The sequence below is a fragment of the Bacillus sp. JK74 genome (assembly GCF_053663395.1).
Genome location: NZ_JBSJQB010000003.1, coordinates 91,732 through 104,656, shown reverse-complemented (window position 1 = coordinate 104,656; position 12,925 = coordinate 91,732). Strand labels below are relative to the sequence as shown.

Annotated in this window: 13 protein-coding genes and 1 other annotated feature; of the genes, 3 read left to right on the top strand and 10 right to left on the bottom strand. The window is 47.6% G+C overall.

Going from position 1 to position 12,925, the window contains the following annotated elements; all coding sequences use genetic code 11:
- Window positions 1–29: 29 nt before the first annotated feature.
- The gene (gene tyrS / locus ACWJJ5_RS10670; protein ID WP_007613147.1) at window positions 30–1,295 is read right to left on the bottom strand and encodes a tyrosine--tRNA ligase; all 1,266 of its coding nucleotides are present in this window, start codon (window positions 1,293–1,295) and stop codon (window positions 30–32) included.
- 50 nt (window positions 1,296–1,345) lie between these two features.
- Window positions 1,346–1,578 (bottom strand) — a binding site (T-box leader).
- 53 nt (window positions 1,579–1,631) lie between these two features.
- Entirely contained in the window at window positions 1,632–3,350 is a 1,719-nt protein-coding gene (gene acsA / locus ACWJJ5_RS10665) for an acetate--CoA ligase (protein WP_003152391.1), read from the bottom strand.
- 158 nt (window positions 3,351–3,508) lie between these two features.
- Here acsA and ACWJJ5_RS10660 point away from each other — a divergent pair, with 158 nt between their 5' ends.
- The 3 genes from ACWJJ5_RS10660 to ACWJJ5_RS10650 are packed head-to-tail and all read left to right on the top strand — an operon-like array spanning window position 3,509 to window position 5,973.
- Complete coding sequence (locus ACWJJ5_RS10660) at window positions 3,509–4,141, top strand: GNAT family N-acetyltransferase (RefSeq protein WP_003152390.1); 633 nt, start codon at window positions 3,509–3,511, stop codon at window positions 4,139–4,141.
- Window positions 4,142–4,165: 24 nt separating this feature from the next.
- Complete coding sequence (locus ACWJJ5_RS10655) at window positions 4,166–4,810, top strand: acetoin utilization AcuB family protein (protein WP_003152389.1); 645 nt, start codon at window positions 4,166–4,168, stop codon at window positions 4,808–4,810.
- Complete coding sequence (locus ACWJJ5_RS10650) at window positions 4,807–5,973, top strand: acetoin utilization protein AcuC (protein WP_070082223.1); 1,167 nt, start codon at window positions 4,807–4,809, stop codon at window positions 5,971–5,973. The genes ACWJJ5_RS10655 and ACWJJ5_RS10650 overlap by 4 nt, the downstream gene beginning before the upstream one ends.
- Before the next feature lie 8 nt (window positions 5,974–5,981).
- On the opposite strand, the gene motS is transcribed toward ACWJJ5_RS10650, so the two are convergent.
- From motS to murC, 8 genes are all read right to left on the bottom strand, one after another.
- Window positions 5,982–6,671 carry a flagellar motor protein MotS gene (motS, locus tag ACWJJ5_RS10645; RefSeq protein ID WP_070082224.1) on the bottom strand — a complete coding sequence of 230 codons (690 nt, stop codon included), beginning with the start codon at window positions 6,669–6,671 and terminating at the stop codon, window positions 5,982–5,984.
- Complete coding sequence (gene motP / locus ACWJJ5_RS10640; RefSeq protein WP_094247648.1) at window positions 6,661–7,476, bottom strand: flagellar motor protein MotP; 816 nt, start codon at window positions 7,474–7,476, stop codon at window positions 6,661–6,663. Before motP ends, motS begins: the two co-directional genes overlap by 11 nt.
- A gap of 68 nt (window positions 7,477–7,544) precedes the next feature.
- Window positions 7,545–8,549, bottom strand: a complete 1,005-nt coding sequence (ccpA, locus tag ACWJJ5_RS10635) for a catabolite control protein A (protein WP_003152385.1) — start codon at window positions 8,547–8,549, stop codon at window positions 7,545–7,547.
- A gap of 278 nt (window positions 8,550–8,827) precedes the next feature.
- A complete protein-coding gene (locus ACWJJ5_RS10630) occupies window positions 8,828–9,904 on the bottom strand; it encodes a bifunctional 3-deoxy-7-phosphoheptulonate synthase/chorismate mutase (RefSeq protein WP_003152383.1) in 1,077 nt (358 codons plus the stop codon).
- A 237-nt stretch (window positions 9,905–10,141) separates the two neighbouring features.
- Complete coding sequence (gene ytxJ / locus ACWJJ5_RS10625) at window positions 10,142–10,468, bottom strand: bacillithiol system redox-active protein YtxJ (protein ID WP_017418385.1); 327 nt, start codon at window positions 10,466–10,468, stop codon at window positions 10,142–10,144.
- Between the two features lie 25 nt (window positions 10,469–10,493).
- On the bottom strand, window positions 10,494–10,907 hold the full coding sequence (locus ACWJJ5_RS10620; RefSeq protein WP_003152380.1) for a YtxH domain-containing protein: 414 nt from the start codon (window positions 10,905–10,907) through the stop codon (window positions 10,494–10,496).
- 32 nt (window positions 10,908–10,939) lie between these two features.
- Window positions 10,940–11,362, bottom strand: coding sequence for a DUF948 domain-containing protein (locus ACWJJ5_RS10615; protein ID WP_003152378.1), 423 nt, complete (start codon window positions 11,360–11,362; stop codon window positions 10,940–10,942).
- Window positions 11,363–11,520: 158 nt separating this feature from the next.
- On the bottom strand, window positions 11,521–12,819 hold the full coding sequence (gene murC / locus ACWJJ5_RS10610) for a UDP-N-acetylmuramate--L-alanine ligase (RefSeq protein WP_003152377.1): 1,299 nt from the start codon (window positions 12,817–12,819) through the stop codon (window positions 11,521–11,523).
- Window positions 12,820–12,925: the final 106 nt, after the last annotated feature.

Sequence of the window (12,925 nt, the reverse complement as noted above, 5' to 3'; positions counted from 1 at the left end):
GCATGGAGCGGCCGGACTGCTTTTTATTTTTAGTACGTGATCAGGAAGTATTTTTTCTTTCCGCGGCGCAGTACGGTAAATTGATCTTCAATGCGGTCTTCCGCAGTCAGAAGATGCCCGATGTCCGTCTGGCGCTCGCCGTTAATGTAAACAGCTCCGTTTTGAATGTCTTCGCGGGCCTGCCGTTTTGAAGGCGATAATTTAGATTCCACTAGCACGTCTACTAAAGACAGTTCTTCAGAGCGGTCTTTTTCAAACGAAGGTACATCTTTAAATCCTACCTTGACGTCTTGAGCAGAAAGCTCTTTAATATTGCCGCTGAACAGCGCCTGGGAGATATGAACGGCCTGCTCAAGCGCTTCGCGGCCGTGTACAAGAACCGTCACCTCTTCAGCGAGACGTTTCTGCGCTTCTCTTTTCTCAGGAGCCGTCTCCGTTTTTTCAGCATAAGCTTCAATTTCCTCTTTTGACAAGAAAGTAAAGTATTTTAAGTATTTGACGACGTCGCGGTCATCTGTATTGATCCAGAACTGGTAGAATTCGTACGGCGATGTTTTTTCTTTATCAAGCCAAATGGCGCCGCCTTCCGTTTTGCCGAATTTCGTGCCGTCAGCTTTTGTGACGAGCGGAATGGTAAGACCGAAAGCTTTCGCCCCTTCTTCTTCTGATTTTCTGATCAGTTCAAGACCGGCCGTGATGTTGCCCCACTGGTCACTGCCTCCGATTTGGAGTTTGCAGTTCTTTTCTCTGTACAGATTCAGAAAATCGTAGGATTGCAGGATCATGTAGCTGAATTCCGTGTAAGAAATTCCGGTTTCAATTCTTGAGCTTACAGTATCTTTCGCAAGCATGTAGTTAATTCCGAAGTTCTTTCCGACGTCGCGGAGAAATTCAATGATGCTCAGCTTTCCGATCCAATCAAAGTTGTTCGCTATGACAGCGGGATTTTCTCCCGCCTCGAAATCTAAAAATCGGGAAAGCTGATTTTTAATTTTTTGCGACCATTCGACAACGATATCCTGAGTATTTAACGTACGCTCCGCTTTTTTGCCGCTCGGATCGCCGATCAGTCCCGTCGCGCCGCCTACAAGCGCAATCGGATGGTGGCCTGCAAGCTGGAAACGGCGCAGTGTCAATATCGGCAGAAGGTGTCCGATGTGCAGGCTGTCAGCCGTCGGGTCAAACCCTGAGTATAAACGGATTTTTTCTTCGTTCAGCTGTTTATTCAGTCCTTCTTCATCCGTCATTTGCTGGATTAAGCCGCGGAATGATAAATCCTCTAATAAGTTAGTCATTTTGTCTGCTCCTTTGTTTATGAAAATAAAAAACGCCCCTTCGTTTAAAACGAAGGGACGATATAATCGCGGTACCACCCTACTAATAAAAGCATAAAAAAGCTTTTATCACTCTTTTTGATAACGGACCGTGTCCGTTCTTTCACTACTGAAAGCCTTGGAATGACTTTGTTCGCAAAAGCGGTTCATGAGTGTATTCGGCATATCTTATGTGCTGATTTTCACCGGCCATCAGCTCTCTGGAACAATCAGATATCCTACTTGTCTCAATCAAAACCTTTTCGTATGAAGCTTACTCATTTTTAACATAAATAAAATACGATGTCAACGCCGTCTTTAATCTTCCATTGTGGACAGGTCGCCTGCCGGCAGGTTCAGCTCCCACGCCTTCAGCACACGTCTCATGATTTTTCCGCTCCGTGTTTTCGGAAGTTTATCTTTGAATTCAATTTCCCGCGGTGCGGCATGCGCGGCAAGCCCCTGTTTTACAAAGAGGCGAATGTCCTCCTTCAGCTGATCGGATGGCTCATGCCCTTCTCTGAGCGCGATAAACGCTTTAATAATTTCTCCCCGGACAGGGTCCGGCTTTCCGATGACCCCGGCTTCGGCAATTGCCGGATGTTCAACAAGTTTGCTTTCGACTTCAAACGGGCCGACGCGCTCGCCGGATGTCATGATGACATCATCGACTCTGCCTTGGAACCAGAAATAACCGTCTTCATCCATATAAGCAGAATCTCCGGAAACATACCAGCCGCCCGGCATGAAATAAGAATCGTATTTCTCTTTGTTGTTCCAAATGGAATCCATCATCGACGGCCAGCCCTTTTTAATAGCGAGATTTCCCATTCGGTACGGCGGAAGCTCATTTCCCTGATTGTCAACGATCGCCGCTTCCACTCCCGGAATCGGTTTCCCCATTGAACCCGGCTTGATCTCCATGCAAGGATAATTGCAGATGAGCTGTCCGCCCGTTTCTGTCATCCACCACGTGTCATGGATGCGCTTGCCGAATACTTTATGTCCCCACTTGATGACCTCGGGGTTCAGAGGTTCTCCGACACTCAGGACGTGACGAAGTGAAGTAAGGTCAAATTTGGATGCCATTTCATCTCCGGCGCCCATAAGCATTCTGAAAGCCGTCGGAGCGCTGTACCAGACGCTGACACCGAGCTTCTCAATCGTGCCGTACCAGTTTTCCGGACTGAATCTGCCGCCGACGATCACGTTCGCCGCTCCGTTCAGCCACGGCGCAAATATCCCGTACACCGTCCCGGTCACCCAGCCCGGGTCCGCAGTGCACCAGTAAATATCGTCTTCTTTAAGATCAAGCACCCACTTGCCGGTCTGGTATTGCTGAATCATGGCTTCATGAACATGGAGCACACCTTTGGGCGTTCCGGTAGACCCTGATGTGTAGTGAAGCAGGTAGCCGTCTCTTCTGTCCATCCATTCAATATCAAGTCTCGTGCTTTCTCCCTCAGCCGCTTTATCATAATGGATGATTTTATCTCCCGCTTCTTTGCTGCCGCCGACAATGAAAATATGCTCGAGGTCGGGCAGGCTGTCCGCCGGAATCCGTTCGGCCAGTTCAGGTGTCGTCACGACAACCTTTGCCTGGCTGTTCAACAGGCGGTCTTTGACGGCGCCTTCCATAAACGCTTCAAATAAAGGGCCGGCGATCGCACCGATTTTAATTGCGCCGAGCATGATAAAGTAAAGCTCCGGCGAACGCGGCATGAAAATAAAAACGCGGTCCCCTTTTTCCACGTTTCCATACCGTCTCAGTACATTTCCCGCCCGATTCGATTCCTCCATCATTTCTTTAAATGTGTATTTTTCATTCCGGTTTGCGTCCTTGTAATACAGCGCTACTTTGTTTTTTCGAAATGATTCGGCATGACGGTCAATCGCTTCGTACGCCGCATTCAGCTTCCCCGTCTGATGCCAGGAAAACTCCGCTTCGACCTCTTTCCAATCGAAGCTGCGGTACGTTTCCTCATAATTTCGCAGATGATAATTCCCCTTTTCCGCCGGCAACGCTTTCAAATTCATGCAACATCCCCCTTTGCTTATCTATAGACTAATTATAGTAGATGTTCACAGTTTTCTCAATTTTTAAAATATAAATTACAACACTATTGAAAACGCTTTATATTTTGTTATGCTTAAGAGAGATGTGTTTTTATTAAGAACCGACAGGCGGTGAATCAGTGAAACATCATAAAACGTACCATTCTTCATCAATTCAGACAGCAGCCGGCCCTCTATTGGTAGAAGGGCCCGTTCCTCCAAAGGACCTAGCACAGTATGAGTTTCATGAAGGCCTGACAGCCTTTCGCCTTCCTCATGAACAGCACAAAGCGTTAATCGAGATCGCCGGGCTTCCTGAAGGTCGGATCATTATCGCCAGGGACGGACAGACGATTATCGGCTATGTGACGTATTTATATCCTGATCCGCTTGAACGGTGGTCTGACGGAAATATGGAAGACCTCCTTGAACTCGGTGCGATCGAGGTCGCTCCCGGCTACAGGGGCTGTTCTGTCGGAAAAACGTTGCTGACAGTCAGCATGATGGATGAACAGATGGAACGGTACATCATCATGACGACGGAATATTACTGGCATTGGGATTTAAAAGGAATGAAAAAAGATGTGTGGGAATACAGAAAGATCATGGAAAAGATGATGAATGCCGGGGGTCTTGTCTGGTTTGCAACGGATGAACCGGAAATCAGCTCTCATCCGGCCAATTGTCTGATGGCCCGCATCGGCAGGCACGTCAGTCAGGAGTCAATTGAACAGTTCGACAGGCTTCGTTTTTATCAGCGATTTATGTATTGACTGACATACAAAGGGGATAAAAAGATGATTGCAGAACAAATCATGAAACGGGACGTCATCACCGTCTCAAAACACGACTCCATTGAAACAGCCGTCCGTAAAATGAAGGTATATCATATCCGCCATCTCCCTGTCATCGACGACGAGCTGCACGTCACCGGTATTGTCACAGACAGAGACATTAAACAGGCCGGCCCCGGCAGCTTCGAACAAAAGGAACGCGGCGCGTTTCTGACAAACAAAGTGGAGACCATTATGAAGCGGAATGTCATCTGCGCCCATCCGCTTGACTTTGTGGAAGAAATATCCGCTTCCTTTTATGAGCACGGCATCGGCTGTCTGCCGATTACGGTAAATCATAAGCTGACGGGCATTTTAACGAAAACCGACGTGCTCCGGACTTTCGTCAGCCTGACAGGCGCGGCCCAGCCGGGATCACAGGTGGAAATCCTGGTGACGGATATGACAAAAAGCCTTGCTGATCTCAGCTGCATGTGCCGTGATCTTCAGCTGCAAATCCTGAGTGTGCTCGTCTATCCCCATGATTCCGCCGGGTCGAATATTCTCGTCTTCCGGGTGAAGACGATGAATCCGCTCCCTTTTATCCGTGCCGTTCATGAAGCCGGATACAATGTCTTATGGCCGAAACATCTGAGGGATCAGCCATGAGAGACAGCGTTTTTGTTTACTCGCCTTCTTATCAGACGTATCAATTTCATCAGGATCATCCGTTCAATCAGCAGCGCGTGCTTTTAACATACGATCTGCTTCAGGCGGCGGACGCGTTTGACGAAGGAGACATCGTCACTCCGCGCACGGCCTCTAAAGAAGAGCTGGCTCTCGTTCATACAGAGGATTATATACAGGCGGTGGAACTTGCGGGTGCGGGCCGGCTCCCTGCCGCAGAAGGAGAAAGCTACGGTCTCGGAACGGAAGACACCCCCGTTTTTGCCGGCATGCATGAAGCTGCGTCGCTTCTGGTGGGCGGCACCTTAACGGCGGCTGATTACGTCATGACGGGACAAGCTAGGCACGCCTGCAATTTAGGAGGCGGCCTTCACCACGGCTTCCGCGGCAGGGCGTCAGGCTTTTGTATCTATAATGACAGCGCCGTGGCCATCCAATACATCCAGAAGAACTACGGGGCAAAAGTGTTATACATTGATACAGACGCCCACCACGGCGACGGCGTTCAATTTACGTTTTACGACAGGTCTGATGTCTGCACTGTTTCTTTTCACGAGACCGGGCGTTATTTATTTCCCGGGACGGGGCAGGTACTGGAAAAAGGAAGCGGGCAAGGCTACGGCTATTCTTTTAACATTCCGCTGGACGCTTTCACAGAGGACGATTCCTTTCTCCACGCTTACAAAACGGCCGCCTCAGAAATCGCGGCTTTTTTTAAGCCGGATGTCATACTTACCCAAAACGGTGCGGACGCCCATTATTACGACCCGTTGACACACCTGTCCAATACAATCTCCATTTATCAGGAGATCCCGCGGCTCGCTCATTCATTAGCCCATCAATATTGTAGCGGCAGATGGATCGCGGTCGGCGGCGGCGGATACGATATTTGGAGAGTCGTCCCGAGAGCATGGAGCCGCATTTGGCTTGAGATGAAAGGGATTGATCCCGGGGAGCGCATACCGCAGAAATGGATTGATAAATGGCAGAAGCACTCCCCCTGCACGTTGCCCGCTTTTTGGAGTGATCCTGAACAATTATATCCTCCGATTCCCCGCAAAGAAGAAATTTCAGAAAAAAATGCCCAAACCGTGGAAAAAGCACTTTTTGCCATCCGGTCTGAGCAGCGGTATAAAACAAAATAAAAACGACCTTATGAGGAGGTCGTTTTTTTGATCACAATTTCTACACGGCGGTTTTCTTTCATATGTCCGGGACTTTTGTTGTCCTTCACAGGTTTCGTATCCGCATACCCGGCAGAGATAAACCGTTTGGCGGAAAAGTCTTCATTCGCGGTAAAATACCGGATCACACTCGCCGCTCTTGCAGACGACAGCTCCCAGTTCGACGGGAATTGATAGGTGGAAATCCGGCGGCTGTCCGTATGGCCTTCTACCTGTATGTCATTCGGAATTGTTTTTAAAAGCACCGCGATCTGATGCAGAACCGGCTCGGCGTTTTTCAGCACATCCGCTTTTCCCGTCTGAAACAGAACGGCCTCCTGCAGCACAAGAACCACTCCGCGCTCATCGCGCTTCGCCGTCAATTTGGAACTCAAATGATGCGCTTTTATGTATGTCTTCACGTTTTGTAACAGCAAATCCTGTTCTTTATTTTCGTTTGCTTTGTCTGATGACGCCGGTTCACCCCCGCCGCCGTTTGTATGAATCGATGAAACGGCAGATTGAAATTTTTCCGCGTCTATTTGCGACATCGAAAAAAGCAAGATAAAGAACACGAGAATGAGCGTGATCAAGTCTGCGAACGTCACCATCCATCTCGGTGAACCGCCGGAATGTTCCGGTTTGTTTCTTCTTTCAAAACGCTCTTTTCTAAGCTTCATGGACAGCGCCCTTTTTCTTGTTAGCAGGCTGTCCTTTACGCCAGTCTTCTCTTGAGCTGAAGACGACGAGCTGACTTTCGAGGTTGCGGGGATTTTTGCCCGATTGGATGCCGACAACCCCTTCGATCATGACCTGTTTGATGAAAATTTCACTTTCCGTTTTTTCTTCAAGCTTTGCCGCGATTGGAATAAACACCAAATTGGCAAGCAGCGCTCCGTACAGCGTCGTCAATAGCGCAACGGCCATGTTCGGTCCGAGGGTATGCGGGTCATTTAAATTTTTGAGCATAAGAACGAGTCCGACGAGCGTCCCGATCATTCCCCAGGCGGGTGCGAAATCACCGGCTTTTTCAAAAACGCGTCTTCCTTTTCTGTGTCTTTCTTCCATTGCGGCGATCTCAGAATCCATCACCAGCCGGATCGTTTCCTCGTCCCAGCCGTCAATCGCAAGCAAAAGCCCTTTTTTTAAAAACGGATCATTGATCTCCCGCGCCTGGTCATCCAGAGACAGCAGCCCCTGCCTGCGCGCCTGCTCCGAAAGGCTGACAAATACTCTGACAAGCTCTTTCACATTGTCATCCTGACGGGAGAATACCTGTTTCAGAACAGAAGGGGTTTTCTTTAAATCCCTCGGCGGAAAGCTGATAAAGACCGCCGCGGTAAGGCCGCCTGTGACGATTAAAAAAGAAGTCAGATCTAAAAATGAACTGATTCCCGCCAGTCCCGTCCCTGACAGAATACCGATTGCGACGATAATACAGCCTAACATAAAGCCAACGGGCGTCAGATAATCAAAACGTTTCATATCTTCTCCTTACTCAAGTAAAAAAGCAAGATTCCACCCCTCAGAGTGAAGCTTGCTTTTCCGTTTTTTTATGACTTGGTTGATTGTCTTAATTCGATGCGGTGAGGCAATTCGACGATATGCTCTTCAACCGGCTCTTTGTTCATCAGTTTTGTCAAAAGTCTCATCGCCACGGCGCCGATATCGTACGTAGGCTGCACGACTGTTGAAAGCTGAGGGCGGACCATCAGGCTCAATCTCGTATTGTCAAAACCGATAATATCAAGATCATCAGGTATCGAAAGACCTTGATCTTGGGCCGCATGGATAATGCCGAGGGCCATTTCATCCGTCGCAGAAAGAATCGCCGTCGGTTTCCGGTCAAGGCCCATCAAACTTTGAAGCGCCTCCATACCGGAATCATAAGTGTAATCGCCTTCCGCTACGAATTGCTCGTTAAACGGAATCGCCGCTTCTTCAAGCGCCCGTTTGTACCCTTGCAGTTTTTTCGAACGGTTGATCGGCTCTTGCATCGGTCCGGAGACGAAAGCAATATCGCGATGCCCTTTATCAATGAAAAGCTTAACGGCATCATAAATCGCCTGTTCATAATCAATGGCGACAGAAGGCGTCTCGCCCTGTTCTTCCACTGATGCCGCCAAGACGATCGGCACAGGAGAGCGCTTAAATTCTTCGACATGCTCGTCCGTAATGTTGCCGCCCATAAATACGATACCGTCCACTTGTTTGCCGAGCATCGTATTTAACAGATGCAGTTCTTTCTCAAGATTTTGATCCGAGTTGCTTAAAATAATATTATATTTGTACATCGTCGCGATATCTTCAATTCCACGCGCAAGTTCCGAGTAGAAAATGCTTGAGATATCAGGGATGATGACGCCGACCGTTGTCGTTTTTTTGCTTGCAAGCCCTCTTGCCACCGCGTTCGGGCGGTAGCCGAGCCGGTCAATGGCTTCCAATACTTTTTTTCTGGTCGTCGGTTTTACATTCGGGTTGCCGTTCACGACGCGGGAAACAGTCGCCATACTGACATTTGCTTCTCTGGCCACATCGTATATCGTAATGTTGCTCACTGAAACCACTCCTTTTACTGGATACACTTATCCTTATCTATAGCATAAACACTTTATGTAAAGAAATGTCGTACGATTTCGCATTCTGTCGTTTATGATTGTAAGCGTAAGTCAGTAGTGTACATTATTTTTCATTATTCATCAAATTTAAATATCTCTCATGAAATTATACACGTTTTTCCCAGTGATGAAAACGTTCACTTTCATTTTATAATTAAATAAAATGAAGATACGAAAAAAAGCCGCGCGAGGCGGCCTTTAAAGAGCGGAACGTTGTATTATGCTTTTACTTTCAGCATCGGCTTTAATTCGTTCAGCCATTTCTCGAATTCAGGGATATCCATCTGCTGCGCAGAGTCTGAAAGGGCAACGGAAGGATCAGGATGAACTTCGGCCATCACGCCGTCAGCGCCGATCGCAAGCGCCGCTTTTGCTGTCGGAAGCAGGAGATCGCGGCGGCCTGTTGAGTGTGTGACGTCAACAAACACCGGCAAGTGAGTTTCCTGTTTCAAAATCGGCACGGCAGAAATGTCGAGTGTGTTTCTCGTTGCCGTTTCGTACGTTCTGATTCCGCGCTCACAAAGAATGATTTGGTCGTTTCCTTGTGACATGATGTATTCAGCTGCATTGATGAACTCTGAAATTGTTGCGGCAAGACCGCGTTTTAACAATACCGGTTTTTTAACGGAACCGGCGGCTTTCAGCAATTCAAAGTTTTGCATGTTCCGCGCGCCGATCTGAATGACGTCAATGTAATCAATCGCTTGCTCAATGTGGGCGGGCGTTACGATTTCACTGATCACCGCGAGGTCATATTCATCAGCGACGCGTTTGAGAATTTGCAGGCCTTCTACACCGAGACCTTGGAAATCATACGGACTTGTGCGGGGTTTAAACGCGCCCCCGCGCAGGATTTTAATGCCTTGTTTTTTCGCTGCGGCCGCGACTTCGGCAACCTGCTCATAGCTTTCTACGGCACAAGGTCCGACGATGAATCTCTGATCGCCGTCACCGATTTTTTCGCCTTTAATGTCAACGATCGTATCTTCTGCTTTTTTCTTCCGGGAGACGAGCAACGCTTTGCTGTGATCCTCTTCTTGAAGTTCAAGTCCGGCTTTGAAAATTTCTTTGAAAATATGCTGGATCGTTGAGTTTTCAAATGGGCCGTCATTGCTTTCAATAATGCGGTTAAGCATTGTACGCTCTCTGACAGGGTCAAATCGGTTGACACCCTGTGCTTCCTTTGCTTTACCGATTTCTTTTACAACGGCTCCGCGTTCATTGATTAATTTAAGGATTTCTAAGTTTAGTGCGTCTGCCTGCTGTCTTAGGCTCTCTAATTCCTTGTTGCTCATCTTTTTCATCCCTTCTATGCTATGTTTTATTTTAATGGTTAACATGCATCTTACTACAGTTATGCGAAAATAGGAATATGAAATAATAAATTTTTTCACATTCGACTTTATCACCAAAACGCTTTTAAGCTTTTATGCGTTGAAGCAGTATATATTGATATCCTACATGATCCGGCTGAAATGATCAATAGTTTTTTTCAAAAAAAAAAACCGCCGGTATCAACCGGCGGCCAGCAATTATGAAAGGTGCTGCTCTATTGCGTTTTTTGTGATTTGTGAATGAGACGCGTGCCATTTCACTTCGCCGTTTGTAATGACGAATACTTGCGGGCTTTCATGTTTCACGCCGTATGTCTCGGCGATATAGTTTGAAAGCGGCCGGCTGTCCTGCACATGCAGGTAATAAGAAGGTACTTCTGAATGCTCCGATGCAAAGGCGTCAAACTCCTGAAACGCGGCTTGGCTGATCGGGCAGGTTGTGCTGTGTTTCAAAAACACGAGCGTGTTTTCTTTCTCAGCGGCATTTTTGAACTCTTCTTCAGACGATATCAGCTGTTTTGTCATGTCGGTTATCTCTCCTTATTGAAGGTCAGCGATTTGCCTGACCGGCTTTTTCCCCGGCGTCTTCCGCTTCGGCCTTGATGCTTTGGGCCGTGTCCTGCATTTCGCTTCTCGTCTCTTCGGCTTTCTCGGTTAGTGTGCTCTTAGAACGGTCTTTTAAATCCTTCACTTTATTCATAATCTGGCCTGACTGATCAGCTACCAGCTGGGTGATATTAGATGTTTTGTCCTTGGCGATGCTGACATATTGAGAGCCTTTTTCTTTCGCATCGGCCGTCATTCTGTCCGTCTTATCCTTTAACGCAGAAGCCTGACTGCCGAGATCGTCGCGCAGCTCCTTACCTGATTTAGGCGCCAGAAACAACGCCGTTGTCGCGCCGATAATTCCCCCGATCAGCGTTCCGATTAAAAAATCCTTACTATTGATTCCATCTTTGCTCATTATGATTCCTCCTTAGTGGATTTTTCTTATGATTAAAGCGATGTTTTTTTCTTTTGCTTCCACTTGTCCCATATTTCCATAGCGGCCTGGCTCCAGGTGACAACCTGACTGATCTTATCCTGATTCTCTCTTACAGAGGCCGTAACGGAACCTGCTGCCTGCTTTATGGATGTATTAAACTGCTGGACGGAAGTTCCCACTTCCTGAACAGCATGGACAACCGTATTTAATTTCTCTGATTTTTCCTGAATGTCTTCCGCGAGACGGTTTGTCTTATGTAACAGCTCGGCTGTCTCTGCGGTAATGCCTTTCATCTGCCCTTCAAGGCCGTCTAAAGTCGAGGCTACGTTTGTTAAAGTCATCTGCACGGACTTTAATGTTTTGGACAGATAGATGACGAGGATGAGAAATGCAACGGCAATGAGTGCGACGCTTAAGTAAAGAATGATGATCATCTAATACCTCCTTATAATGCAGGATATAGTGGTATATACCCAATTCTCAAAATGATAAACATATATGAAAGGTCTGTATGTATACTATTTCTCCGTTTATCGGTAAATCCCTTTTGCAGCACGCGCAAAAAAGCAGTGAGAGCCCCACTGCTTTTTTGTTACGCTATGACGTTTTCATAGGCTCTCATATATTTTTGAATGTCTCCGGCGCCCATGAAGATCAGCACTGCGCCTTCATGCGCTTTTAACACGGATGTGTCATTTTCTTCAATGAGTTCTGCGTTATCGATTTTTTCCTGAAGATCCGTGATCGTGAGCTTGCCGACGTTCTCGCGGGCAGAGCCGAAAATGTCGCACAGATACACGCGGTCGGCCGCGCTTAAGCTTTCTGCGAATTCATCCAGGAATGATTGCGTCCGTGTAAACGTATGCGGCTGAAATACCGCGATGATTTCACGTTCGGGATATTTTTGGCGCGCCGCCTCAATCGTGACTTTGATTTCAGTCGGATGGTGGGCGTAGTCGTCGATCAGTACCTGGCTGCCGATCACTTTTTCATTGAATCTGCGTTTGACGCCGCCGAATGATTCAAGTCCGAGCTTAATCATGTTCACGTCTATCTCTTCATAGTGGCAGAGCGCAATGACCGCTAAGGAATTGAGGACATTGTGATGGCCGTATGCCGGGATGTAGAACGTATCGTAAAACGTATTGCGGACAAAGACGTCAAATGTCGTGCCTTCCGTATTTTTTACGATGTTTCTCGCTTGAAAATCGTTTTCTTCTCCCGTGCCGTAATAAACGACAGGCACATTGGCGTGAATTTTCGGCAGGTACTCGTCATCACCGCAGGCAATGATGCCTTTGTTGACTTGAAGCGCCATGTTTTGGAAAGCATCAAACACATCGTCAATGTTGGCGAAATAATCAGGGTGGTCAAAATCAATATTCGTCATAATCGCATAATCAGGCTGATAGCTTAAGAAATGACGGCGGTACTCGCAAGCTTCAAATACAAAGTATTCGCTGCTTTCATTTCCTCTGCCCGTCCCGTCCCCGATAAGAAACGAAGTCGGCTTCGCCTGCTGCATCACATGTGCCAAGAGGCCCGTTGTGGACGTCTTGCCGTGTGCGCCCGTTACCGCGACACTTGTGTATTTTTTCATATATTCAGCTAAAAATTTATGATATCTGATGACAGGAATCCCTTCATCGAGCGCCTTTGCAATTTCCGGATGAGAATCAGGAAATGCGTTTCCGGCGATTACCGTTAAGCCGGGTTTGATGTTATCGGCGCTGAACGGATAGATCGGGATGTTTCTTTTTTCAAGGGCAGCCTGAGTGAAAATCTGCTTCTCGATATCCGATCCCTGCACCTGATACCCCGTATCATGCAGGATTTGAGCAAGCGGGCTCATACCTGTCCCTTTTATTCCAACAAAATGATAAACAGTCATAATCGTACCTCCAACAAACGTCTATCTGTTCCCCAGTATATGACGCTCATTTCATTTTGCGACCGCAGCGGGCGAAAAGCCCGCACAGCGGCGCTTCCATTTATTT